Annotated in this window: 25 protein-coding genes and 1 pseudogene; 16 read left to right on the top strand and 10 right to left on the bottom strand. The window is 64.4% G+C overall.

From position 1 onward, the window contains the following. Window positions 1–2: 2 nt before the first annotated feature. Genes pcaG through pcaD form a run of 4 tightly spaced genes read right to left on the bottom strand, consistent with a single transcriptional unit; the run spans window position 3 to window position 2,595 of the window. On the bottom strand, window positions 3–617 hold the full coding sequence (gene pcaG, locus HB778_RS22450) for a protocatechuate 3,4-dioxygenase subunit alpha (protein WP_183457044.1): 615 nt from the start codon (window positions 615–617) through the stop codon (window positions 3–5). Further along, window positions 617–1,372 carry a protocatechuate 3,4-dioxygenase subunit beta gene (gene pcaH / locus HB778_RS22445; RefSeq protein WP_183457041.1) on the bottom strand — a complete coding sequence of 252 codons (756 nt, stop codon included), beginning with the start codon at window positions 1,370–1,372 and terminating at the stop codon, window positions 617–619. Before pcaH ends, pcaG begins: the two co-directional genes overlap by 1 nt. After that, window positions 1,362–1,769 carry a 4-carboxymuconolactone decarboxylase gene (gene pcaC / locus HB778_RS22440; protein WP_096455528.1) on the bottom strand — a complete coding sequence of 136 codons (408 nt, stop codon included), beginning with the start codon at window positions 1,767–1,769 and terminating at the stop codon, window positions 1,362–1,364. The genes pcaH and pcaC overlap by 11 nt, the downstream gene beginning before the upstream one ends. Continuing rightward, window positions 1,762–2,595: a 3-oxoadipate enol-lactonase gene (gene pcaD, locus HB778_RS22435; protein WP_183457039.1), complete on the bottom strand. Its 834-nt coding sequence runs from the start codon at window positions 2,593–2,595 to the stop codon at window positions 1,762–1,764. Before pcaD ends, pcaC begins: the two co-directional genes overlap by 8 nt. Before the next feature lie 68 nt (window positions 2,596–2,663). On the opposite strand from pcaD, the gene pcaQ reads away from it, so the two are divergent. The 8 genes and pseudogenes from pcaQ (at window position 2,664) to HB778_RS22395 (ending at window position 10,758) form a co-directional block, all read left to right on the top strand. Next, a complete protein-coding gene (gene pcaQ, locus HB778_RS22430; RefSeq protein WP_183457038.1) occupies window positions 2,664–3,581 on the top strand; it encodes a pca operon transcription factor PcaQ in 918 nt (305 codons plus the stop codon). A 141-nt stretch (window positions 3,582–3,722) separates the two neighbouring features. Beyond that, entirely contained in the window at window positions 3,723–5,039 is a 1,317-nt protein-coding gene (locus HB778_RS22425; RefSeq protein WP_183457037.1) for an ABC transporter substrate-binding protein, read from the top strand. A 117-nt stretch (window positions 5,040–5,156) separates the two neighbouring features. Continuing rightward, window positions 5,157–5,804, top strand: coding sequence for an ABC transporter ATP-binding protein (locus tag HB778_RS22420; protein WP_244661996.1), 648 nt, complete (start codon window positions 5,157–5,159; stop codon window positions 5,802–5,804). Next, the gene (locus HB778_RS22415) at window positions 5,801–6,529 is read left to right on the top strand and encodes an ABC transporter ATP-binding protein (protein WP_183457036.1); all 729 of its coding nucleotides are present in this window, start codon (window positions 5,801–5,803) and stop codon (window positions 6,527–6,529) included. The genes HB778_RS22420 and HB778_RS22415 overlap by 4 nt, the downstream gene beginning before the upstream one ends. Further along, window positions 6,526–7,407 (top strand): annotated as a pseudogene (locus HB778_RS22410) (branched-chain amino acid ABC transporter permease); the annotation flags it as partial. The gene HB778_RS22415 and the pseudogene HB778_RS22410, both read left to right, overlap by 4 nt. A gap of 74 nt (window positions 7,408–7,481) precedes the next feature. Continuing rightward, entirely contained in the window at window positions 7,482–8,486 is a 1,005-nt protein-coding gene (locus HB778_RS22405; RefSeq protein ID WP_244661571.1) for a branched-chain amino acid ABC transporter permease, read from the top strand. Between the two features lie 2 nt (window positions 8,487–8,488). Further along, window positions 8,489–9,274 carry a coniferyl-alcohol dehydrogenase gene (locus tag HB778_RS22400; protein ID WP_183465189.1) on the top strand — a complete coding sequence of 262 codons (786 nt, stop codon included), beginning with the start codon at window positions 8,489–8,491 and terminating at the stop codon, window positions 9,272–9,274. 38 nt (window positions 9,275–9,312) lie between these two features. Next, window positions 9,313–10,758 (top strand): aldehyde dehydrogenase, encoded by a 1,446-nt coding sequence (locus tag HB778_RS22395; protein ID WP_183457035.1) that lies wholly within the window; start codon window positions 9,313–9,315, stop codon window positions 10,756–10,758. A 34-nt stretch (window positions 10,759–10,792) separates the two neighbouring features. Here HB778_RS22395 and HB778_RS22390 read toward each other — a convergent pair whose 3' ends face one another. Then, window positions 10,793–11,719 (bottom strand): aldose 1-epimerase, encoded by a 927-nt coding sequence (locus HB778_RS22390; RefSeq protein ID WP_183457034.1) that lies wholly within the window; start codon window positions 11,717–11,719, stop codon window positions 10,793–10,795. Window positions 11,720–11,828: 109 nt separating this feature from the next. Between HB778_RS22390 and HB778_RS22385 the strand changes: the two genes are divergently transcribed. The 8 genes from HB778_RS22385 to HB778_RS22350 all read left to right on the top strand — a co-directional run bounded on the left by HB778_RS22385 (window position 11,829) and on the right by HB778_RS22350 (window position 20,043). Then, on the top strand, window positions 11,829–12,572 hold the full coding sequence (locus HB778_RS22385; RefSeq protein ID WP_244661570.1) for a FadR/GntR family transcriptional regulator: 744 nt from the start codon (window positions 11,829–11,831) through the stop codon (window positions 12,570–12,572). After that, the gene (locus HB778_RS22380) at window positions 12,569–14,296 is read left to right on the top strand and encodes an IlvD/Edd family dehydratase (protein ID WP_183457030.1); all 1,728 of its coding nucleotides are present in this window, start codon (window positions 12,569–12,571) and stop codon (window positions 14,294–14,296) included. The genes HB778_RS22385 and HB778_RS22380 overlap by 4 nt, the downstream gene beginning before the upstream one ends. Window positions 14,297–14,308: 12 nt before the next feature. Then, complete coding sequence (locus tag HB778_RS22375) at window positions 14,309–15,088, top strand: SDR family NAD(P)-dependent oxidoreductase (protein WP_183457028.1); 780 nt, start codon at window positions 14,309–14,311, stop codon at window positions 15,086–15,088. 32 nt (window positions 15,089–15,120) lie between these two features. After that, window positions 15,121–16,119, top strand: a complete 999-nt coding sequence (gene araD1 / locus HB778_RS22370; RefSeq protein ID WP_183457026.1) for an AraD1 family protein — start codon at window positions 15,121–15,123, stop codon at window positions 16,117–16,119. Window positions 16,120–16,170: 51 nt separating this feature from the next. Further along, on the top strand, window positions 16,171–17,196 hold the full coding sequence (locus HB778_RS22365; protein ID WP_183457025.1) for an ABC transporter substrate-binding protein: 1,026 nt from the start codon (window positions 16,171–16,173) through the stop codon (window positions 17,194–17,196). Window positions 17,197–17,273: 77 nt separating this feature from the next. Continuing rightward, window positions 17,274–18,377, top strand: a complete 1,104-nt coding sequence (locus HB778_RS22360) for an ABC transporter ATP-binding protein (protein WP_183457023.1) — start codon at window positions 17,274–17,276, stop codon at window positions 18,375–18,377. Continuing rightward, entirely contained in the window at window positions 18,374–19,246 is an 873-nt protein-coding gene (locus tag HB778_RS22355; protein WP_183457021.1) for an ABC transporter permease, read from the top strand. The genes HB778_RS22360 and HB778_RS22355 overlap by 4 nt, the downstream gene beginning before the upstream one ends. After that, entirely contained in the window at window positions 19,243–20,043 is an 801-nt protein-coding gene (locus tag HB778_RS22350) for an ABC transporter permease (protein ID WP_183457019.1), read from the top strand. The genes HB778_RS22355 and HB778_RS22350 overlap by 4 nt, the downstream gene beginning before the upstream one ends. A 25-nt stretch (window positions 20,044–20,068) precedes the next feature. Here the strand turns inward: HB778_RS22350 and HB778_RS22345 are convergent, their stop codons facing one another. The 5 genes from HB778_RS22345 to HB778_RS22325 all read right to left on the bottom strand — a co-directional run bounded on the left by HB778_RS22345 (window position 20,069) and on the right by HB778_RS22325 (window position 24,821). Continuing rightward, window positions 20,069–21,466 (bottom strand): FAD-binding oxidoreductase, encoded by a 1,398-nt coding sequence (locus HB778_RS22345; protein ID WP_183457017.1) that lies wholly within the window; start codon window positions 21,464–21,466, stop codon window positions 20,069–20,071. Between the two features lie 212 nt (window positions 21,467–21,678). Beyond that, entirely contained in the window at window positions 21,679–22,938 is a 1,260-nt protein-coding gene (locus HB778_RS22340) for an ABC transporter substrate-binding protein (RefSeq protein WP_183457015.1), read from the bottom strand. A 49-nt stretch (window positions 22,939–22,987) separates the two neighbouring features. Beyond that, window positions 22,988–23,419, bottom strand: coding sequence for a hypothetical protein (locus tag HB778_RS22335; RefSeq protein WP_183457013.1), 432 nt, complete (start codon window positions 23,417–23,419; stop codon window positions 22,988–22,990). Continuing rightward, window positions 23,416–24,471 (bottom strand): aldo/keto reductase, encoded by a 1,056-nt coding sequence (locus HB778_RS22330; protein WP_183457012.1) that lies wholly within the window; start codon window positions 24,469–24,471, stop codon window positions 23,416–23,418. The genes HB778_RS22335 and HB778_RS22330 overlap by 4 nt, the downstream gene beginning before the upstream one ends. Then, complete coding sequence (locus HB778_RS22325; RefSeq protein WP_095198917.1) at window positions 24,468–24,821, bottom strand: TIGR04076 family protein; 354 nt, start codon at window positions 24,819–24,821, stop codon at window positions 24,468–24,470. Before HB778_RS22325 ends, HB778_RS22330 begins: the two co-directional genes overlap by 4 nt. Window position 24,822 lies beyond the last annotated feature (1 nt).

Raw genomic sequence — 24,822 nt, 5'->3', positions numbered from 1 at the left:
TCCTAGCTGTCGAAGAAGACCGTTTCCTTCTCCCCCTGGAGATGGATGTCGAAGACGTAGGTGTCGCCCTGGCGCTCGGCGATCAGCGTCGGCACGCGGATGCGATGTTCGATGCGCGCCAGGATCGGATCCTCGGCATTGGCTTTTTCCTCGTCAGAGAAATACAGCCGTGTGTGCAGGCCGAGATTGATGCCGCGGGCGACGATCCATAGCGTGATGTGCGGCGCCATCAGGCGACCATCCCGGAATGGTACGCGACCAGGCTTGATCGTCTCGAATGCGCAGATGCCGGTGTCCATATCCGTCGGGCAACGGCCCCAGCCGAAAAAGTTCGGATCGGCGGCGCCGCGCAATTCGGCCGGTGAGTTGTAAAACCCGTCGGCGTCCGCCTGCCAGATCTCGATCAGCGCGTCCTTGAGCGGCGTACCGGTGCCGTCGAGCACGCGGATTTTGAGAGCGATGCGCTCGCCCTTGGTCTTGTCGTTGACCATGGTCGCGCCAAGGTCGGCCGCATAGACGCCGCCGATGCCGCAGAAGTTCGGCGTCAGCCCGATATGGACGTAAGGGCCAGCGGTCTGCGAGGGGCTTTCCCTGAGGCGGTCGAGCGATTGCGCCATCAATTGCCCTCCAGCCGGTTTTCGAATAGCGACGAGCGGCGGCCGCGCAGCACGATGTCGAACTTGTAGGCGAGCGCATCCATCGGGATCGTCGCCTGCGTGTCGAGGATGGCCGTCAGCGCCTCGATGGCCGCCTTGTCGGCGATGCCGCGCACGATCGGGCACTTCCAGATCAGTGGGTCGCCCTCGAAATACATCTGCGTGATCAGCCGCTGGGCGAAGCCATGGCCGAAGACCGAGAAATGGATGTGCGCCGGACGCCAGTCATTAGGCCCGTTCGGCCAGGGATAAGGACCGGGTTTGACGGTGCGAAAAGCATAACCGCCATCCTCGGCTGATATGGTGCGGCCGCAGCCGCCGAAATTCGGGTCGAGCGGGGCGAGATAGCCATCCTTCTTGTGGCGGTAGCGGCCGCCGGCATTGGCCTGCCAGAATTCGAGCAACACGCCGGGAACGCCGATGCCGCGCTCATCGAGCACGCGCCCATGGACGATGATGCGCTCACCGATGGCGCTCTCGCCCGGCCTGGCGAAATTGTGGATCAGGTCGGCGTCGAGTTCGCCCAGCATGGCGTGGCCGAAGACCGGTCCGGCTATTTCCGACAGGGTGTTGTCGAAGGACAAAAGCGCCTTCTGCGGCGAGCGCAGCACCGAACTCTTGTAGCCCGGCGTCAGCGCCGGCGGATGCCATGTCCGGTCGCGCTGGAAGAAAGCGCCGGTCTCGGGCCTCCGGTTCGAGCCGGCCTCAGCTGGCATTGTCGGCTCCGTCCATTTCCGAAAACACGTCCTTGGCTATTCTGAAGGCACGGTTGGCGGCCGGCACGCCGGCATAGATGGCGACATGCAGGAACGCCTCGCAGATATCGTCGCGCGTAGCACCGGTGTTGGCGGTGGCGCGCACATGCAGGGCGACCTCTTCATCATGGCCGAGTGCCGCCAGCAGCGCCAGCGTGACGATCGAGCGCTCGCGCTTGCTGAGACCCGGCCGCGACCACACCGTCCCCCAGGCCGCCTCGGTGATCAGTTCCTGGAAAGGCTGATCGAAATCCGTGGCGGTGACCTCGGCCCGGTCGACATGGCGGTCGCCGAGCACGGCGCGTCGCACCGCGAGACCGGTGCGATATCTGGCTGCGTTGCCGGGGACTTCATCCATGGGTTTGTGCTCCAGGGGCAAGCGATGCGACAAAATCGCGGATCAGCGCGACCAGTGCTTGAGGCTGTTCGACGCAAGGGATGTGTCCGGCGTCGCGGATGATCTCGAAGCGCGCACCGGGGATCAGAGCGGCCAGCGAGCGGACGAGATCGGGGGGCGTCGAGCCATCTTGGTCGCCGACGACGCAGAGCGTTGGCACCGCGATGCGGCGCGCGCTCTCGGTGAAATCCGCATCGCGGACAGCAGCGCACGTGCCGATGTAGCCGGCGAGCGCTTGCCGGGTCATCATGTTCCAATAGCCGTCATGCTCGGCCACCCGTGCGGTGTGGAAGGCGGGGGTGAACCACACTTTGAGCACGCCGTCGGCAATGGCCTGGATACCCTTGCGTTCAACGACCGCGATGCGTGTGTTCCAGCTCTCGTTGGTACCGATCTTGTGGGCCGTGTCGCACAGGATCATGGCCTCGACGATCTCCGGCCGCCTGGCATAGAGCCCTTGCGCGATCATGCCGCCGACCGACAGGCCGCACAGCACGATCTTCTCCAATCCGAAATGATCGATGAGCCCCGAAAGATCGTCGACATGATCGTCGATCGACCTGATGTCGCCGATGTCGGAGAGCCCGTGGCCGCGCTTGTCATAGACCAGCAGGGACATTTCCCCATCAAGCGCCGAAACAATGTCGTCCCAGATGCGGAAGTCGGTGCCCAGCGAATTGATGAATATGACCGCGCGCGCATTGCCGGTCGCCTTGATGTGGCGATGGTGCAGCGTGATGCCGCCGATGGTGACGAATGGCACGATTTCGATCCTCCATCTCCACATTGCACAAGGCATTTGGTTCGGTAAAATGATATTTTGCGCCACTTCATTAACTCCGGGGTTATCAAATTATGGTCGAGAGCCGCATCCGGTTCCGTCATCTGCAGGCCTTCCTGGAGGTCGCGCGGCAAGGCAGCGTGGCCCGCGCCGCCGATTTCCTGCATGTCAGCGCGCCGGCGGTGACCAAGACGCTGCGTGAGCTGGAGGAGGCGCTCGGTGTCGCCGTCGTCGAGCGTGACGGCCGCGGCATCCGCGTCACAAGGCTTGGCGAGATCTTCCTCGGCCATGCCGGCTCGGCGATTACAGCGTTGAAACGCGGCGTCGATTCCGTGCGCCAGGACGGCGCCATCAACCGCCATCCGATCCGCATCGGCGCGCTGCCGACAGTGTCGGCGAAGGTCATGCCACAGGCCATGAGCCTGTTCCTCAGGGAAAACACCGGGGCGGCGATCAAGATCGTCACCGGCGAGAATGCCGTGCTGCTCGAACAATTGCGCATCGGCGCGCTCGATCTCGTCGTCGGCCGACTGGCGGCGCCAGAAAACATGACCGGCTTCTTCTTCGAGCACCTCTATTCCGAACAGGTGCTGTTCGTGGTGCGGGCCGGACATCCGCTGCTGGAACCGGGGGCGGACATCTTCGCGAGGCTCGACGAATTCCCGGTGCTGATGCCGACCCGGGAATCCGTCATCCGTCCCTTCGTCGATCGCCTGTTCATCACCAACGGCATGACCGCACCGGCCACCGAGATCGAGACGGTCTCGGATTCCTTCGGGCGTTCCTTCATGCGGCAAAGCAATGCGGTGTGGATCATTTCGGCCGGCGTGGTGGCCAACGAGCTCGCCAACGGCACCTTCGTCGCTTTGCCGGTCGACACCGAGGAGACCAAAGGACCGGTTGGCCTGACGATGCGCACCGACACGGCGCCCTCGCCGGCCTTCACCATCCTGCTGCAAACCATTCGCGAAGCGGCCAGACCGGGCAAGTGAGGCATTGGGCTGGTCGAGCCGGGCGCCGTCTTCATCGGAAATCTCCTAACCCTGGGGTTAATGAAACACCGCAAAATATCATTTTACCGAACCAAACCACTGGTGCACTGTACCGATGGAGGACCACAGAGGGAGGAATGCATGACCTACGCTAGCGGTAGCAGATCCAGTATTCGTGGCGTGTCTCGGCGCCAGTTCATTGCCACCTCGATTGCCGGCGGCGCCGCGCTCGCGCTGGGCGGCAAGAGCGCCTTCGCGCAGGCAGGCGACACGCTCAAGGTCGGTTTCGTCAGTCCGCGCACCGGGCCGCTGGCCGGCTTCGGCCAGACCGACGGCTATGTGCTCGATCTTGCCCGCAAGGCGCTGGCCGGCGGCCTTGAGATCGGCGGCAAGAAATACAGTGTGGAAATCCTCGATCAGGATACGCAATCGGATCCCTCCCGCGCCGGCCAGCTCGCCAAGGACCTGATCAACAACCAGGCCATCGACCTGATGCTGGCGGTGTCGACGCCCGAAGTGATCAATCCGGTGGCCGATGCCTGCGAGGCCGCCGGCGTGCCGTGCCTGTCGACCGTCATGCCGTGGGAAGCATGGTATTTCGGCCGTGGTGCCAAGCCCGGCGCGCCCTCGCCGTTCAAATGGACCTATCATTTCGGCTTCGGCGTCGGCGAGTTCTTCAAGACCTACATCTCGCAATGGAACCTGATGGAGACCAACAAGAAGGTCGGCGTCATGTATCCCAACGATGCCGACGGCAACGCCATCCGCGCCAATCTGGCGCCACTGCTGGCCAAGCAAGGTTTTACCATTGTCGATCCCGGCGCCTATGAAACCGGCACCACCGACTATTCCTCGCAGATCGCGCTGTTCAAGCAGGAAGGCGTCGAGATCTTCAACTCCTTCCCGATCCCGCCTGACTTCGCCGCCTTCTGGCGCCAGGCGGCGCAGCAAGGGCTGATCAAGCAGATCAAGATCTGCCAGGTCGCCAAGACCGGGCTGTTCCCGTCCGACATCGAGGCGCTCGGCGATCTCGGCATGAAGATTTCCAGCGCCGCCTACTGGCACAAGGCCTTCCCCTACAAGTCGCCGCTGACCGGTGTTTCGGGCACCGAACTCGCCGACGGCTACGAGGCGGCGAGCGGCAAGCAGTGGACGCAGCAGCTCGGCGCCTCGATGTCGCTGCTCGACGCCGGCTTCGAAGCGCTGAAGGCCAGCACCAACGCCAAGGACAAGGCGGCGGTGGCCAAGGCGCTGAGCACGCTCAAGACCGAGACGATGATCGGCAAGGTCGACTTCACCAGCGGACCGGTCGCCAATGTCTCGCCCGGCCCGATCATCGGCACGCAGTGGGTGGCCGCCAAGGAAGGCAGCAAATTCCCGCTCGACTATGTGGTGACCGAGAACGCCACCGACCCGAAGGTGCCGGTCGAAGCCAAGCTTCTGCCTTACAACGGCTGATGGACCGCTGACGAGGGCCGCCTGGTGACCCATCCGCAGCAACAGGCTGTTCTCACCGCCGCCGGCATCCACAAACGCTTCGGCGCGCTTGTGGTGTTGGATGCGGTCGACTTCACCATGGCAGCCGACGAGGCGGTCGGCATTGTCGGCCCCAACGGCGCCGGCAAGACCACGCTGCTCAGCGTGCTTTCGGGCGCCTTTCCGCCGAGTGCAGGGACGGTCAGCTTCAAAGGCGGCGACGTGACGTCCCTGCCGGCGACGCAGCGCTGCCGGCTTGGCCTGGTGCGCGCGCACCAGGTGCCCAAACCATTCAGCGGCATGACCACTTTCGAGAATGTCTTCGTCGCCGCTTCGCATGGCGCAGGGCTTGGCCGCGACGAGGCCTATGAGGAGGCGCTCGGCTCGCTGAAACTGTGCGGCATGCTGGGCGTCGCCAACCGCCGCGCCGAAACGCTCGGCCTGCTCGACCGCAAGCGGCTGGAACTGGCGCGGGCGCTTGCCGCGCGACCGACGCTGCTGCTTCTGGACGAGATCGGCGGCGGCCTGACCGACGGCGAAGCCAGTGAGCTTGTCGACACGATCAAGGAGTTGCGCCGGCGTAAGATCGGCATCGTCTGGATCGAGCACATCGTCCACATCCTGCTGCAGGTGGCCGAGCGGCTGATCTGCATGGATGCGGGAAAAATCATCGCCGACGGCGAGCCGCAAGCGGTGATGGCCGATCCCGAGGTCGTGCGCGCCTATCTCGGCGGAGGCCCGAAATGAGCCTGCTGTCGGTCGAGAATCTGGTTGTCCGCCACGGCCTCTTACAGGCGGTTCGTGGCGTTAGCTTCTCTGTCGAACGCGGCGAGACGCTGGCGCTGGTCGGCGCCAATGGCGCCGGCAAGACGACGCTGCTCAGGGCAATCGCCGGCGCGCATCAGCCGGCCGCCGGCCGCGTGCTGCTCGACGGCGCCGACCTCACCAGCGTGCCGTCGCACAGGCGCGTCGGCATGGGCATCGCGCTGGTCCCGGAGGGGCGAAAGCTGTTCGTGCAGATGACGGTCGAGGAGAACCTGCTGCTCGGCAAGACCGCCGGCCGGCCGGGCGACTGGAGCGTCGACAAGGTGCTGGAGATGTTTCCGAACCTGAAGCCGCGCCGCCACGCCAGGACGGGCCATCTCTCGGGTGGCGAGCAGCAGGCGACGGCGATCGGCCGCGCGCTGATGAGCAATCCGGACGTGCTTTTGCTCGACGAGGTTTCGCTCGGCCTGTCGCCACTGATCGTCGATCGCGTCTATGCGGCCCTTCAGGGGCTGATCGCTTCCGGCACGACCATCATCCTCGTCGAACAGGACCTCAACCGCGCGCTCGCGGTCTCCGACCGGGTGATCTGCATGCTCGAGGGGCGTGTTGCGCTCGAAGGGCCGAGCAAGGCGGTGTCGCGCGACGATGTGACGAAGGCCTATTTCGGCCTGCACCGGAAAAGCCCCGGGAGCGTTCTGGCATGAGCAATCAGATCATCCAGGGCATTCTTCTCGGCGGCTACTATGCGCTGATCGCCTGCGGCCTGTCGTTCATGTTTTCGGTGATGCGCATCATCAACCTCGCCCATGGCAGCCTCGCCGTGTTCGCTGCCTTTGCGCTGTGGTGGCTGGCCTCGCGGTTCCATATCTCGCCCTTTGTCGGCCTGCTCATCGTGTTGCCTTTGATGGCGGCGATCGGCTGGGCGCTGCAGCGCTTCCTGCTCGAGCGCAGCGCGCGCGGCGGGGCGCTGTTGCCGATCCTGACCACGTTCGGCCTGGCGATCGTCATCGACAACATGCTGTTCGAACAGTTCGGCGCCGATACCCGTTCGCTGGCGCCCTATATCGGCAGCCTGTCCTATGATTCCTGGGAGTGGCCAGGCAGCATCTATGTCGGCAAGCTTGCCGTGATCATGTTTGCCACCGCCGTGATCCTGCTGGGCGGGCTGCAGCTTTTCCTGACCCGCACCAGGCTTGGCCGCGCGATCCGCGCCACTTCGGAAGACCCTGATACGGCCGGCTTGGTCGGCGTCGATGCACGCCGCGCCAATGCCATTGCGGCGGCCATTGCCATGGTCACGGTTGGCCTTTCCGGCGCCTTCCTCGGCATGCGCGCCACCTTCGACCCCTATGCCGGCGCGCCGCAATTGCTGTTTGCTTTCGAGGCGGCGGTGATCGGTGGCGCCGGCTCACTGTGGGGAACGCTGATCGGCGGCATCGTGCTGGCGCTTGCGCAGACGCTTGGCGCGCAGGTGCATCCGCAGGGATTTCTGATTGGCGGCCATGCGGTGTTCCTCGTCGTGCTGTTCGTGCGGTTGTCGACATCCGGCCTCGGGCTGCGCGGCCTGTTGCGTCTGCCTTCGCGGAGCGCGTCACGAGCACCGTTTCGTCCTCACCGGTCATCGAGCGCGGTACGGCGACATCGCGGATCGCGGCGGTGGCTGTTGCTGTCATCATCGCGCTGCTTGCCATTGCGCCGCAATTCCTCTCGGCTGGCGCCGTCGACCGCATGACCGCGCTGTTCATCTATGTGATCCTGGCGGCGATGTGGAACGCTCTTGCCGGCTTCGGCGGGCTGGTCTCGGTCGGCCAGCAGGTGTTCTTCGGGCTCGGCGCCTATTTCGCCATCCGGCTGGCCGATGCCGGGCTCAACCCCTTCGCCTCGCTTTTTGTTTCGGCTGTCATTGTCGGCTTGGTCTCCTGGCCACTGTCGCTGTTCATGCTGCGGCTGAGGAACGGCGAGTTCGCCATCGGCATGTGGGTGATCGCGGCGCTGACGCATCTCCTGGTCAATCTCGACCGGCTGGTGCAAGGCGAAACCGGCACGTCGCTGATCTCGCTCAACGTCTACGATGCCGGCACCAGGCGGGCCGTTATCTACTGGCTGGCGCTGGCGTCGATGACCGCGCTGCTCGCCATCCTGTTCGGCCTGCTGCGCGGCAGCACCGGTGCGGCGATCCGCGCCATCCGCGACAATGAGGATGCGGCAGCCTCGGTCGGCGTGCGCGTCACCGGAACCAAGCGGCTTTTGTTCGTGCTTGCCGCCTTCGGCATCGGCATTGCCGGCGCGCTATGGCTGGCGACCTCCATCACCTTCCAGCCGAAAACCTATTTCAACGTGCAGTGGACCGCCTACATGATCTTCATGGTGCTGGTCGGCGGCATCGGCACGTTCGAGGGCGCCATTCTCGGTGCGCTGGTGTTCTTCCTCATCGAGACCTGGTTCGGCGGCACCGGCGTCTGGTACCTGGTCGGCCTTGGCGCGACCGCGGTGCTGTTCTCGCTTTTCCTGCCGCGCGGCCTGTGGGGAACGATCGAGGAGCGTTTTGGGCTGCGCCTGCTGCCGGTCGGCTACCGTGTCAGGCTTCCGGGGAATGCTCCAGCCGATGAAGGAACTGCACCCTCGCTGGAGCGAACCACACTTGATCAGGAGAAGGCATGACCATGCTTTTCGGCAAGACGATCCTCATCACCGGTGTCGCCTCAGGCATCGGCGCCCGCACGGCGGAACTCGCCGGCCAGCTTGGCGCTGATTTCATCGGTGTCGATGTGCGTGAGCCGGCCGCACCGGTCGGCAGTTTCGTCAAGGCCGACATCTCGTCGAAGGCCGGTGTCGATGACCTCATCGCGCGCTTGCCGCAGCGCATCGATGCGCTCTGCAACGTCGCCGGCCTCTCCGGCAACACCGGTGCGGCAGCGACGCTGGCTGTCAATTTCTTTGGCCTCAGGGCGCTTTCGGAAGGCCTCGCGCCAAGGCTTCGCGAGGGCGGCGCCATCGTCAACGTCGCCTCGATCGCCGGCTATGGCTGGCGCGCCAATCTCAACCGCGCCGCCTCGATGGTCGGCATCGAGGGTTTTCCGGATGTCGCCAAGGTGGTCGAAGACCATGCGGTCAAGAACGAGGAAGGCTATCCCGTCTCCAAGGAACTGTTGCTGTTGTGGACCTTTCGTGCCGCGCATCAGGACCTGTTCAAGAGCCGTGGCATCCGCGTCAATGCGGTGAGCCCCGGACCTGTCGAGACGCCGATCCTGAAACAGTTCCGGACCGTGCTGGGTGACGCCCGCGTCGACAGCGACATTGGCAGGGTCGGCCGCGCCGGCACGTCGGGCGACATCGCACCTGTCGTGCTGTTCCTGTGTTCGGACGGCGCACGCTGGGTCAATGGCGCCAACGTGCCGGTCGACGGCGGCCTCGAAGCATCGATCAATGCCGAAGTGCTCGGCTTCTAATTCAATGAGGCGCTCCTGATGGAGCGAGGGAGACAATCATGGATATCGGACTTCTGATCGACGGCGACAAAAGGGATGCGTCCGGCGCAGCCTCCTATGAGCGCATGGACCCGTTCACTGGCAAACTGGCAACGCGCGCCGCGGCGGCCAGCGTCGCCGACGCCAACGCCGCCGTCGAAGCCGCCGCAGCCGCCTTCAAGACCTGGTCGAAGACCGGACCTGGCGAGCGCCGCGCTCTGCTATCCAAAGCAGCTGACGTGATGGCCTCCAAGGTCGGCGAGTTCACCAAGCTGATGATGGAAGAGACCGGTGCCACCGGTCCCTGGGCCGGCTTCAACGTCATGCTGGCGGCCAACATGTTGCGCGAGGCAGCGGCGATGACGACGCAGATTTCGGGTGAGATCATCCCCTCCGACAAGCCGGGCACGCTGGCCATGGCGATCCGCCAGCCGGCCGGTGTCTGCCTCGGCATCGCGCCGTGGAACGCGCCGGTCATTCTCGGCACCCGCGCCATCGCCATGCCGATCGCTTGCGGCAACACGGTGGTGCTGAAGGCTTCGGAAATGTGCCCGGGCACGCACCGGCTGATCGGCCAGGTGCTGGTCGAGGCCGGCCTGCCCAAGGGCGTCATCAATGTCGTCACCAATGATCCCAAGGATGCCGCCGGGATTGTCGAAGCGCTGGTAGCCCACCCTGCGGTCAAGCGCGTCAACTTCACCGGCTCGACCAAGGTCGGCCGCATCATCGCCGAGCTTGCCGGCCGGCATCTGAAGCCGGCGCTGCTCGAGCTCGGCGGCAAGGCGCCGCTGCTGGTGCTGGACGATGCCGACATCGATGCGGCGGTCAATGCCGCCACCTTCGGCGCCTTCATGCATCAGGGGCAGATCTGCATGTCGACCGAGCGGCTGATCGTCGACGAGAAAGTCGCCGACGATTTCGTTTCCAAGCTGGCCGCCCGCGCCTCGCAGCTGCCGGCCGGCGATCCGCGCGGCCATGTCGTGCTGGGCTCGCTGATCAGCAGCCAGGCCGCCGACAAGATGGAGGAGCTCGTTGCCGACGCCGTTGCGAAGGGCGCCAAGCTTGTCGCTGGCGGCAAGCGGACGGGGACCGTTGTCGAGGCAACGCTGCTCGACCATGTCACGCCGGCCATGCGCGTCTACGCAGAAGAATCCTTCGGACCGGTCAAGCCGGTGATCCGCGTGAAGGGTGAGGACGAAGCCATACGTGTCGCCAACGATACCGAATACGGCCTGTCGTCAGCCGTGTTCAGCCGTGACATCAAGCGAGCCATGGCGGTTGCCGCGCGCATCGAAGCCGGCATCTGCCACATCAACGGCCCGACCGTCGGCGACGAGGCACAGATGCCTTTCGGCGGCGTCAAGGGCTCGGGCTATGGCCGTTTCGGCGGCAAGGCCTCGATCGCCGAATTCACCGATCTGCGCTGGGTGACGATCGAGGATCCCGGCCAGCACTATCCGTTCTGAGCCGGCCTCGCTTCGGGCAACCGATAGCGAGGGATCAAACAGCCAGTGACGGCGTAAACCGAACACTGGCGGATCGCATCAGACCGGGCGCCAGTACGATGCAACCGGTGTCGATGCGGCCGCCCGTGTGGTTGAAGGCATCCGTGATGTTGCTGACCGGCTCGGCGCAAAAGAACGGCTCGCCTGGCGGCGTGTAGAGGACGAGGAAATCGAGCGGTGCTTCGGCCTCGATGTCCAGCTGACGTCCGTGTTCGGGCCAGGAGATCCGAGCGCGGCGTTCCCATCGGGTGAAAACCGTGTCGAAATCCACTTCCGATACGTCAAAACCGATGGACGGGTCGGCTCCTACAGGCGGCAGGACATGCCTGACGGGCAGGACCTCCGCATCGTTTTCCCACATGCCTGACACCGACGCCTGCACATGCGTCCATGGTGTCGACGGGAAATAGGGATGGAGGCCGAAGCCAGCCGGCATCGGCGCGTCCGACAGGTTGCGCACTACAATAGTGATGCAGAGCCTGCCATCGGCCAACGTGATCTCTTGCTCGGCCTCGTAGCTCCATGGCCAGGAATCGGCGGTGTGGCGATAGCGCAGGACGATCGTGCTGGCTTCATGCCTCACGACCGTCCAGGGCCGGCGCCAGCCATGACCATGCTCATGATGCGGATCGTCGGCAGTCGTCGGAAGCTGGATGGTGCGCCCGGCGAACTCGAAGCAGCCGCCCCTTATGCGATTGGAATAGGGAACGAGCGGGAAGCATGCCATGGCGCCGGCATCGCGCCCGCTGATCGCCGCCGGATCCGCCGGGCGCAGCCAATCCACGGCAGCGCCATTGTGCCACCATCGATAGGACGCCAGCGCTCCGCCGGCGGCCGGCGCAATGTCGACAGTCGCAATGCCGTCGCTGATCGAAATCAGCTGCGTGTGCTGCGCGGCAACGGCAGCAAAATTCTTTGTCATCGGCGCTCCCCCGTCCCTTGACTCCAATCGCCACGGCTATAAGACATATCATATGAATAGTATGAAGAATAAGAAATCTTTCATCACGGCACGGACGTCACGGGTTGCCGTGGCCGTTTCCAGTGGCTCCACCGCACTGCACGCAACGGTCGTCGAGCAGATCGGCCTGCGCATCGTGCAGGGTGACTTCCTGCCCGGCGAGGCCCTGCCCAATGCCGACGATTCCAGCGAGATGCTGGGGGTCAGCCGCACGGTGCTGCGCGAGGCGATCAAGGTGCTGGCCGGCAAGGGGCTGGTCGAATCGCGGCCGAAGACCGGCACACGCGTCCGTCCGCGCGCCGACTGGAATTTCCTCGATCCGGACGTGCTGTCGTGGCGCTACGCCCGCGGTGTCAGCGCCGACGATGTCCGCGCGCTCTTCGAACTGCGCCGTGCCATCGAGCCGATGTCGGCAGCACTTGCCGCTCAGCGCGCCACACCTGCACAGATCGCCGATATCCATGCGGCACTCGCCGAAATGGAAGCGGTGAGCGATGACGGCGACCGCTTCGCCAAGCCCGATCTGGTGTTCCACCAGACCATCCTGCGCATGACCGGCAACGAGCTGATCGGCTCGCTGGCGGCACTGGTCGAAACCGCACTGGTGATGAGCTTTCGCCTCTCCAACGACAATCCGGAAGGCCAGCGCCACTCCTTGCCACTGCATCGCGAGGTGGCCGAGAAGATCGCCGCCGGCGACGCCGCTGGCGCACAAAAAGCACTGCTGGTGCTCATCGACAACGCCGAGGACGACGTGCGTCGCAGCGTCGAGAACCGCAACGAGCGCCGCCAGGATCGGGAACAGACATCGTGACCGAGACCAGACGCAAACTGCGGTCCGAAGCCTGGTTCGGCGGTGAAGGCAAGAACGCCTTCATGCACCGCAGCTGGATGAAGAACCAGGGCATCCCGGCCGACGCCTTCGACGGTCGCCCGGTGATCGGCATCTGCAACACCTGGTCGGAACTGACGCCATGCAATGCCCATTTGCGGTTGCTCGCCGATCACGTCAAGCGCGGCGTCTATGAGGCCGGCGGCCTGCCGCTGGAGTTTCCAGTGATGTCGCTGGGCGAGAGCAACATGCGCCCGACCGCCATGCTGTTTCGCAATCTGGTCAGCATGGATGTCGAAGAATCCATTCGCGGCAATCCGATCGACGGCGTCATCCTGCTGGTCGGCTGCGACAAGACCACGCCGGCGCTGTTGATGGGGGCTGCCTCGTGCAACCTGCCGACCATCACCGTCTCCGGCGGGCCGATGCTCAACGGTAAATTCCGCGGGCAGGATATCGGCTCGGGCACCCATGTCTGGAAATTCGCCGAAGAGGTGAAGGCCGGCCGCATGCCGGTCGCCGACTTCCTTGCCGCAGAACAGGGCCAGAGCCGGTCGGCCGGCAGTTGCATGACGATGGGCACGGCCTCGACCATGGCCAGCATGGTGGAAGCACTCGGCATCGGCATGCCGGACAACGCCGCGATCCCGGCGGTGGATTCGCGCCGGGGCGTGCTCGCCCAGATGGCCGGACGCCAGATCGTCGAGCTCGTCCGCCGCGACGTGACGATCGCGCAGATCCTCACCAGGCAGGCGTTCGAGAACGCCATTCGCGTCAATGGCGCGATCGGCGGCTCGACCAATGCGGTGCTGCATCTGATTGCCATCGCCAACCGGGTCGGCGTCGATCTCAGCCTCGAGGACTGGGACCGCCTCGGCCGTGACGTGCCGACCATTGTCGATCTGATGCCGTCGGGCCGATTCCTGATGGAAGATTTCTACTATGCCGGGGGGCTAGCTGCGGTCATGGCGTCGCTTGATGAAGTGGGGCTTCTTCATCGCGACGTCATGACCGTCAGTGACAAGACGATCGGGGAGTTGATCGACGGTGCGCCCAACTATAACCGCGAAGTCATCCGGCCGCTGAGCGAGCCGCTGACCGAGCAAGGCGGCATCTCGATCCTGCGCGGCAATCTGGCGCCCAACGGCGCCGTCATCAAGCCGTCGGCGGCGACGCCCGAACTGATGCAGCATCGCGGCAAGGCCGTCGTCTTCGAGAACATCGAGCATTACTACGCCCGCATCGACGATCCGGAGCTGGATATCGACGCCTCCTCGGTGATGGTGCTGAAGAACTGTGGACCGCGCGGCTATCCCGGCATGGCCGAGGTCGGCAACATGCCGCTGCCGGCCAAGCTGCTCAAGCAAGGCGTCTCCGACATGGTGCGCATTTCGGACGCGCGCATGAGCGGTACCGCCTATGGCACCGTGGTGCTGCATGTGGCGCCGGAGGCCGCGGCAGGCGGCGCACTGGCACTGGTGCGCGATGGCGATCTCATCGAACTCGATGTCGCCGGCAGGCGGCTGGAACTGCTGGTGTCGGACGAGGAACTGGCGATCCGTCGCCGTGACTGGAAGCCGCCGGCGCCGCCCGAAGGCGGTTACCAGAGCCTCTATGTCGAGCGCGTGCTGCAGGCCGACAAAGGCTGCGATTTCGACTTCCTCGTCGGCCGGCGCGATGCCGGCATTCCCCGGCATTCCCATTAGGAGAGGCGCGCGATGACGGATCAGATCGGCAGTTACGCGACCTACCCGAGCCTCAAAGGCCGCAGCGTCTTCATCACCGGCGGCGGCAGCGGCATCGGCGAAAGCCTGGTGCGGCATTTCTGCGCGCAAGGCAGCCGCGTCGCCTTCGTCGATCTGGCCGAGGAACCATCCCGGCGGCTCGTCGATGCAATCACTGCCGAAGGACATAACGCGCCGCTCTTCATTCCTTGCGACCTGCGCGATGTCGAGCAGCTACAGGCGGCTACCGCGCAAGCAGCGCAGCACAACGGCCCGATCCAGGTGCTGTGCAACAATGCCGGCAATGATGATCGCCACCAGACCAAGGATGTAACGGTCGCCTACTGGGACGACCGCATGGCGGTCAATTTGCGCCATCAGTTCTTTGCAGCCCAGGCGGTGCGCCCGCAGATGAGCTCGCTGGGCGGCGGCTCGATCATCAATTTCGGCTCCATCACCTGGATGGTCGGCGATCCCGATTGCCCGGCCTATGTCACCGCCAAGGCGGCCGTCTACGGCATGACGCGGGCACTGGCCCGCGAACTCGGCCCCGAGCGCATCCGCGTCAACTGCATGGTGCCGGGCTGGGTGATGACCGAGCGCCAGGTGCGGCTGTGGCTGAACCCGGCCGGCGAGCGCCAGATCGCGGAAAGGCAGTGCCTGCCCGACCGGCTGCAGCCCTCCGACATCGCGCGCATGGCGCTGTTCCTCGCCGCCGACGACAGCCTGATGTGCACGAGCCAGCAGTTTATTGTCGATGCGGGCTGGGTGTGACCCATACGGCCCCAAGGGAAGAAGGGTATTTCATGCGTCTTGTTCAGTACAGAATGCCGGATGGCAGCAGGCGGGTCGGCCGCGTCTCCGATGACGGCAACCACCTGCATCCGCTCGACGAGACCGGCAGCGTACTGGAACTCGCCGAAGCGGCAATTGCCGAGGGCACTTCCATTGCATCGCTGGTCGAAAAGCGGACCGGCACCGCGACAGTCGACTATGACGCGCTGCTGCGCGATGGCCGTGTGCTCGCTCCTGTCGACCATCCGGAGCCGGCGCGCTTTCTGGTCACCGGAACCGGCCTGACCCACACCGGAAGTGCTGCCGCACGCAACCAGATGCATGTTCTGACCCATGGCGAAGGTGCCGACGAATCCGATTCCCTGAAAATCTTCCGCATGGGGCTGGAGGGCGGCAAGCCTGGCGCTGGCAAGATCGGCGTCCAGCCGGAGTGGTTCTTCAAGGGCGTCGGCACCTGCGTCGTGCCGCCAGGTGCTGAGCTGCCGATGCCGGCATTCGCGAAAGCCGGGGCAGAGGAGGCCGAGATCGTCGGGCTTTATCTCAATGGGCCGGACGGCCATCCCTATCGCATCGGCTATGCGCTCGGAAACGAATATTCCGACCATGTGACGGAGGGCGAGAACTACCTCTACCTCGCGCATTCCAAGCTTCGCTCCTGCTCGATCGGCCCCGAACTGCTGATCGGCGATTTGCCGGACGAAGTGCGTGGTCATTCCCGCATCCTGCGCGACGGCGCTGTTGTCTGGGAGCAGGAGTTCCTGTCGGGCGAAGCGCACATGTCGCACGCGATCGCCAATCTCGAACATTTCCACTTCCGCTACCCGATGCACCGCAGGGCCGGCGACCTGCACGCCTATTTCTTCGGCGCTGCGGTGATGAGCTACGCCTCCGGCGTCAAGACGGCCTCCGGCGACGAGTATGAAATCCAGGCACAGACATTCGGCAAGCCACTGCGCAACCGGATGGTGTCGGTGCCGGACGAGGGACTGGTCACCGTCACCCCGCTGTGACGGCAAAGGTCCGGAATTCACGGTCCACCAGAACGACAATGGGAGATTAAAATGGGACTGAAGAAAGCGTTTCTAAGACTGGCGACAATCGGGCTCGGCATCGGCCTGATGACCTCGGCGGCACTGGCCGCGAACCTGCGCGTGCTGGCCTGGGACGGCTATGCCGACCCGGACTGGGTGAAGGATTTCACCGCCGCCACCGGCATCGGCGTCGATGTCGTCTTCATCGGCAGCGATGACGAGATCTGGGCCAAGATCAAGGGCAGCGAAGGCCAGGATTTCGACGTCTTCGCCGTCAACACCGCCCAGCTGCAGCGCTACATCAAGGCCGACCTGGTGTCGCCGATCGATATCACGAAGCTGTCGAACCAGAAGGAGGTGCTGCCGCGCTTCCGCGATCTGTCGCAGGTCAGCGGTGACACCAAGGACGGCAAGGTCTACGGCATTCCGTTCTGCTTCGATTCCATCGGGCTGATCTACGACACCGACAAGGTCAAGCCTGCGCCGACCTCGATGTCGGTGCTCTGGGATCCGGCCTACAAGGGCAAGATCCTGGCCTATGATAATGGCGAGCACAATTTCTCGTTCACCGCGCTCACGCTCGGCTACAAGGACCCGTTCAACCTCGACGCGGAGCAGTTGGCGGCGGTCAAGGCCAAGCTGGTCGAACTCAAGCGCAATGTGCTGAGCTTCTACACCACCGCCGACGAGGCGCAGCAGATCTACCAGAACAATGACGTTGCCCTGATCTGGGCCAATTACGGCCAGCAGCAGGTCAAGGCGCTGCAGAAGATCGGCGCCCATGTCGCCTACGTCAATCCGAGCGAGGGCGCGCTGGCCTGGCTCGACAATTGGGTCATCTCCAAGGGTGCCCGCGACACTGCGGCGGCCGAGAAATGGATCGACTTCATGCTGACGAAGAAGGTCAGCGTCGCGCTTTCCGAGCGCACCGGCTTCGGCAACACCGTGGTCGAGTCGAGCAGCGCCGGCGGCAATGACAAGCTGGTCTGGCTCAACAATGTCGAGGACCCGCTCAAGCGCTCTGATCTGTGGAACGAGATCAAGGCGACGCCCTGATCCTTTCCGCAGCCTGACTTCGAAGGACCCGGCGGTCCGGACATTCCGGACCGCCGCAGCGTATGCGAGAATAGTTTATGAACCTGAACACCGACCTGCTGACGCTGCGGTCCGTCTCGAAATCCTACGGCACGGTTCCCGTGCTGCACGACATCGACCTGTCGATCAAGGACGGCGAGTTCCTGACCGTGCTTGGACCATCGGGATCCGGCAAGACCACGGTGCTGCGGCTGATCGGCGGGCTGGAACCGCTGACTTCGGGCGAGATCCGCCTCGACGGGCAGGATATCAGCCGCATGCCGATCAACAGGCGGCCGTTCAACACCGTGTTCCAGGACTATGCGCTGTTCCCGCACATGACCGTTTCCGGCAATGTCGGCTATGGGCTTTCGGTGCGCCATATCCAGCGCAAGGAGATCGCGCGCCGCGTGGCGGAGGCTCTCGAGCTGGTGCAGCTCGGACGTTTCGCCGACCGCTTCCCGTCACAGCTTTCCGGCGGCCAGCGCCAGCGCGTCGCGCTCGCCCGTGCGCTGATCTGCCAGCCGCGCCTGATCCTGCTTGACGAACCGCTGGCCGCTCTCGACCTAGAGCTACGCCGGCAGATGCAGGAATTCCTGAAATCCATCCAGCGCGAGATCAAGACCACCTTCCTGTTCGTCACCCACGACCAGGAAGAAGCGATCGGCATGGCCGACCGGATCTGCGTCATGCAGGCCGGCCATATCCGCCAGCTTGGTACGCCGCACGAGCTCTACTACAAGCCGAATTGCGAGTTCGTGGCGCGCTTCTTCGGCGAGAACAATCTGGTGGCTGGAAAGCTCGGTCCCGTCCAGGGCGAGCAGCGGCCGATCGAGACGGCACTTGGCCGCCTGATCTGCTCGATCAGCGACCAGCTCCATCTGAAGACTGCCCCGGATGGCGCCAGCGCCTTCGCGGCATTCCGTCCCGAGGCCTTGCGTCTTGCGGATGCGACGGACAGCGGCAACCGTTTTTCCGGCACCATCGCCGACCTGGCCTTTGCCGGCTCATCTACCGTTGCCACCGTAACGGCGGGTGCGGACACTGCAGTGCAACGCCTGCGGCTGCGCATGCCGAGCCGGATCGACGGCAGCGCGCTCAAGTCCGGCGAGACGGTCTCGCTTTGCTTTGCGCCGCATGAAGGCCATCTGGTGCTGGCATGAGCGCGGCCGCCACGACACAGCCCGCGGAAAGGCGTTTGTCGCTGCTGGTGACGGTGCTGGCTTTCGCGCTGCCGGTGATCTTCGTCCTGGTGCCGCTGGCGATCTTCCTGGTCTACAGTTTCTTCAGCGTCGACCAGGGCACGATCGTCTTCGCGCCGACGCTGGGCAACTATGCCAGGTTCTTCACCGACCCGATCTTCCTGCCGGTGTTCTGGAACACCATCGTGCTGTGCGTGTCGGTGGCCGTGATCTGCATCCTGCTCGCCTATCCCGCCGCCTATTTCCTGACGACGCTCAAGGGGCGGTGGCGCTATGCCTTGCTGATGCTGCTCCTGGTGCCGCTCTTGATGAGCTACGTCATCAAGATCTACGCCATCCGCAGCATCCTTGGCCTCAACGGCTTCCTCAACAAGGCGCTGGTGGCAATCGGCATCCTGCACGAGCCGTCGACGCTTTTCGTCTTCAACATGAACGCTATCCTGTTGACGCTGAGCCTGCTTTTGATCCCCTTCGCCATCCTGCCGATCTTCCTGTCGCTGGAGCGGATTCCGCAGACCTTGCTGCGCGCTTCCGACGATCTTGGCGCCAGCGGCCTGCAGACATTCCTGCGCATCACCTTGCCGCTCAGCCTGCCCGGCGTCGCCTCGGCGGCAAGCTTCGTCTTCGTGCTGGCGATCGGCGATTTCCTGACGCCGCAGATGGTCGGCGGCATCAGCGGCTTCACCTTCGGCCGCATCCTCTACAGCCAGTTCGGCACGGCCTACAACTGGCCGTTCGGCGCCGCACTCTCGGTGGCGCTGGCGATCATCGTGATCTGCGCCATCCTCATCGGCGAACGCTTCGGGCGCAACCGGGGGACGTCGATATGAACGCCCTGCCCCGGCCCTCCACCATCTTCCTGGCCGCGATCACGACGCTGGTCGCGGTGTTGCTCTACAGCCCGCTCTTCGTGCCTATCGTGTCGTCGTTCTTCACGGTTTCGCATGGCAATGTCGACTGGTCTTCGCCAACCCTCTCAACCTATGTCGCACTGGCCGAAAACCACGACATATTGGCCGCCTTGCGCACCACGCTGATCGTCGGCGTTTGCACCGTCGTGCTTTCGGTGGTCAGCGGAACGCTGCTGGCGCTCTATTATCACGGGCGCCGCTCGGGACGCTCGATCCTGCAGTTCATCATCTTCCTGCCGTTCCTGATGCCGCCGATCATCAGCGGCCTGGCGCTGCTGATCTTCTTCCGCGAGATCCACCTCGAACGCTCGCTGCTGACGGTCGTCATCGGCCATACGGTCTTCGTGCTGGCGATCGTCTACCGCACCGTGCTGATGCGGCTGCAGTCGATGAGCCGCACGCTGGTCGAAGCCTCCTACGATCTCGGCGCCACGGGCTGGCAGACCTTCTGGCGCATCATCCTGCCGAACCTGTCGAGCGCCATGGTGGGCGGCACCATCCTGGCCTTCGCGCTGTCGTTCGACGAGACGATGATCACCATCCTGGTCACCGGCACACAGAGCACGCTGCCGGTCCGATTGTGGGCGATGATGCGGCTTGGCTTCTCGCCCGACATCAATGCGTTGGTCGCACTGATCCTGATGTTCACCGTGCTGCTCTGCGTGCTCGCCGCCCGCTTTCTGATCCCCAGGCAGATGGCGACGGAACGAACCTGAGTGCCGGCTTACAGGGCGACACCTATCATCGGGCCATTGGATCGAGATCGAAGACCCGCCCCGGATTGAGGATGTTCTTCGGGTCGAGCGCCGTCTTCAGCCGCCGCATCGTGGCGATTTCGGCATCGCTGCGCACCAGATGCAGCCACTGTTTCTTGTCGAGGCCGATGCCATGCTCGGCCGAAACGCCACCGCCTGCCGCCGCCACGCCGCGATAGATGATGCCGTAGGCCGCCGCCGGATCCGCCGTCAGGACCTGATAGTGCAGATTGCCATCGCCGAGATGGCCGAAGACATAGATGTCGGCGCCGGGATCGACGGCATGAATGGCGGCGTCGGCTTCCTGCAGGAACGCGCCCATGCGCGCCAGCGGGATGCTGATGTCGACGCCGATCAAGCCTTTGATCGAAAACAGGACGCGGTTGGCGTCTTCCCGCACATCCCACAGCGCACGGAATTCACGCGGCGACTGCGAGACGACGACATCGTCGACCACGCCGTCCTCGACCGCCTGCATCAGGACCTCGGCGAAGCGTTCACCGTCGCGCTCGGGCTCGCTGCCCTGGATCTCGGCCAGCACATAGACGGGTGAGCCTGCCGGCAACGGTGCCGGCATAGCCATGCTGGCCGCCATGACGTCATAGAGCGGTGCGAAATTCACCTCATAGGCGGACAATAGCGGGCCGAGCTTTTGCCGCAGCAGCCCGAGCAGGGCGATCGCCGCATCGAGCGAAGCGAGCGCGCAGAAGGCGTTCACCTCCGATGCCGGCTTCGGATGCAACCTGAGCGCGGCGCGGGTGACGACGCCAAGCGTGCCTTCCGCGCCGATGAAGAGCTGGCCGAGGTCGTAGCCGGAATTGTCCTTGGGCAGGCCCTTGAGCGAGGACAGCACGCTGCCATCGGCAAGCACGGCCTCCAGCCCCAGCACCTGCGCGCGGTACATGCCGTAGCGCAGCACGCGGATGCCGCCGGCATTGGTGGCGATGTTGCCGCCGACCGTGGCCGAACCACGAGCGCCGATATCGACGCCGAACATCAGCCCGGCGCCATCAGCCGCCTCCTGCACCGCCTGCAGCGTCGCACCGGCTTCGGCGACGATGGTGGCGGCTTGACCATCCGGCGCGGCAAGGCCGCTCATGCGCTCCAGCGACAGCACGATCTCGCCCGGCTGGACGCGTGTGCCGCCGGCCAGTCCTGTGCGGCCGCCCTGGACCACGACCGGCTGGCCGACAGCATTGCATCCGGCGAGGGCCGCCGCGACACCGACGGTATCGCGCGGACGCAGCACCACTTCGGGTAGCGCGCCAAGCTTGCCGTCGGGATCGTCGCGATAGCGCTGGTCGACATCAGAGCCGGCGAGCACGCCGCCGGCGCCCAGCCTGTCGCCAAGAGCGGATAAAAGCCGTTGCGTTTCAGGCGACATCGTGCTCACACGCCTGCGTGGCGAAGCGCGTCGTCTGCATCCACCAACCGGACGGCCCGATGAGTATTCCTGTCCGACACGCACGCCATCCTTCAATTGCAGCCGGCCGATCCTATTCGGGATCGCTTGCCGTGCAAGCGATATCGACCTGCCGTGAACGATGCCGGCATCAATCACGATAAGGCGCGATTGATGCCGGAAGCACTGTCGGCCTACTGCAGCTTGGCCTGCAGCGCGTTGACATCGTCGGTGGTCATTTCGCCGTCGGTGGTCACCTTGCCGTCGACGATCTTCCACAGCCGGAACGGGCCGGTGATGTCGCCATATTTGTCGAAAGCGACCGGGCCGATGACGCCTTCGTAGCGGATCGGCTTGCCGTCCTTGATCAGACCGAGCGCCTTGGCGAACTCCTCCTTGCCGGCAAAGATCGGCGTGCCGGCTGGGTCGACCGCCTTGTACATCGCGTCCTTGATCTTGGCCGGATCCTCGGAGCCGGCAATGGCGATGGCCAGGCCGACGATGGCGCCGGCGTCATAGGAACGGTCTGCGGCCGGGTTCGACGGTTCGATGCCGGAGAATTCCTTGTAGTTCTTCATGAAGTAATCGGTGGAGGCCGTCGGGCTGGTGCCGGACGAGGTGCCATAGGCATCCTTCAGATAATCGGCGCCGACGGACTCGATGAAATCCGGGCTGTTCATGCCGTCATTGAGCAGGAATTTCTGCACGCCGCCTTGCGAAATCCAGGTGCGGGCAACGGTTGCGCCGTCGACCGGCGTGCTGACCAGATAGAGTCCGTCCGGTTCACCCGCCATCGCCGCCGTGACTTCGGAGGCGTAGCTCGACTGCTTCTCGTTGTAGGGCGTGTCGGAGACGATGGTGCCGCCGAGCGCTTTGTAGGCGCGAGAGAATTCGGCCACCATGTTGACGCCGAAATCGTTGTTGACGTGGATGATCGACAGCTTCTTGAAGCCCTTGTCGATGGCGTATTTGGCGGCGGCGACGCCCTGCAGCGCATCGGAGGTGATGGTGCGGAAGAAGATGCCGTTGGTCTTGCCGTCGCGGCCGAGCGCGGTCAGTGTCGGCGACGATGATGCCGGCGAGACCTGGACGATCTTGGCAGGCGCTGTGACCGAGGTCAGGATCGGGATCGACACCGACGAGATGATGCCGCCGATGATGACCGGCACTTTCTTGACCTGCACCAGCTGGGTCGCGGCATCGACCGCGATGTTGCCCTGGCTCTGGCTGTCGCGCGTATCGGTCGCCAGATCGCAGCCGCGCACGCCGCCGGCGGCGTTGATGTCGCGGAAGGCCATCTCGACCGACTTGGCGCCGGCCTGACCGTACTCACCGGCCGGGCCGGTCAGTTCCATGACGAGGCCGACGGTGATCTTGCAGTCGGCGGCCTGCGCAGCACCCGCCATCGTCACGAGAGCAAGCGCGGTGGTGAGTTGGAGTATCGTCTTTCTCATTGATGTTCCCCTTTCGTTACTCGACTCTAATTTGATCTCTGGAGCCTGTTCAGCGTTCCGGCACCTGCAGCCAGGTTTCATGCAGATGTCGCCATTCGACGCCGTTGGGCGCCGATGAACTGGTGGTGAAGACGGCGCTCGACTGGCGGCGGCTGTGCTTGCCCGCGCGCAGCTGCGCCTCGACGTAGAAGATGACGATCGTATCGGCGCTTTGCCAGCCCGGCCGGATGTCCTCGATCGAGATGGCAAAGCCGTCGTCGCATGTGGCGCGGCTGGAGCGGACATGGTCGACGACCGCAGCGCGATCGAGCACCTTGCCGTCCGGCGCGACCATGCTGAGGCCATCACCCATGGCACGCTCGAAGCGGTCGAAATGCACCGTGTCGGCACGCGCGGCGACGAACCAGTCGACAAAGAAGCGATGCAGGTCGATGACCTCAGCGCTGGCCTTGGAAAACAGCGTATCGTTGACGGCGCTCATGTGCGGCCTGCGTTCAGATTGTAATGCATGATCGAGCCGTGGCGGCCGTGGCGGTCGCGCTCCAGCGTGTAGACGTCACCCAGTGGACCCTGGCTTTGCGAAATCACGGCCGCGATCTTCGCCCGGTCGTCGGCGTCGAGCGCGACGTCCATGATTTTCGCATTAGCCAGCGCATGCGCCTGGTTGCGGGCGCCGACGATGACGGCCGCCACTTGGCGCTGTTCCAGCACCCAGGCGCTGGCTATGGTGGCGATGTCGACACCGTGGCGGTCGCCCACGCCCTTGAGTACCCGCAACAGCTGCTGGAACAGGTCCCAGCCGCCGAAGTCGTCGATAATCAGCTTGTATTTGACCAGCGAGCGGTTTTCGAGCGGCATGGCGGGTTCGGCTACGCCGAGCCATTTGTCGCTGAGGAAGCCGCCGGCCACGGAGCCATAACAGAGGAAGCTGACGCCGTTTTTCGTGGCGAGTGCGGCGAGGCTGTTGCCCGGTCGCTGATCGAGCACGGAATATTGCAGCTGCTGGCTGACCAGCGGAATGCCGGCGGCGAGGATTTCGGCGAGCCGCGGCGTGTCGAAATTGGTGGTGCCGAGATTGCGCACCTTGCCCTCCAGCCGAAGCTCGTTGAGCCAGCCCATCGCCTCGACATAACGAGGCTGATCATAGTCCCACCAATGGAACTGCACGAGATCGAGCCGTTCGGTCTTCAGCCGCCGCAGCGACTGCTCGACGATGCCCCTGATATAATCGCGGCTGATGCCGGCCAGCCGTTCGAGGTCGGGCACCAGCTTGGTGTGCACCTTCATTTTTGCCGCGACATCCAGGCCGCGCTCGCTGGCCAACCGCAGGCGCGCGGCGCCGATCAGTTCTTCGACGCCGGTATAGATGTCGGCGCAGTCATAGGTCCAGATGCCGGCATCGAAGGTGGCGATCAGGTCGGTGACAGCTTGCTGACGATCGATGGCGCCATGTCCGCCAGCGAGCTGCCAGCCACCGCGAATGACGCGCGAGATGGTGTAGCCGGGGCCGAGCTCGAAGGTCTTGGCGGTCATGTCTGGTCGTTCTCCTTCGGCAGCGGCACGGCCGTGGTTTCGGCATGGCTGAACCGCCGCTTGGCCAGCCTGACGATCCGCAGCCGGCTGGCGCAATTGGGATCGGGACAAGCGATCTCGGCGTCTGTGGTCATCCAGTCATTGCGGTCGGTCGGGCGCTGCTTTGCCGCGAGAAACGGCAATACGGAGGCAAGCGAATAGATCGAAAAACTCTGCCCTGCCGGCATCGACAGCATCTCGCCCTTGAGCTCGAAATAGTCGCCGGGCTTGGCGCCGCAATAGATCGGCTTGCCCTCGGGGATGACCGCCTCGACGCGAAGATCGAAGAGCTCGAAACTGTCGTCCGCCATG

It is taken from the genome of Mesorhizobium huakuii (assembly GCF_014189455.1).
In the GTDB taxonomy this organism is placed as follows: Bacteria; Pseudomonadota; Alphaproteobacteria; order Rhizobiales; family Rhizobiaceae; genus Mesorhizobium; species Mesorhizobium huakuii_A.
The sequence above is the reverse complement of the archived record's forward strand: the minus strand, read 5'-3'. Positions and strand labels throughout refer to the sequence as shown.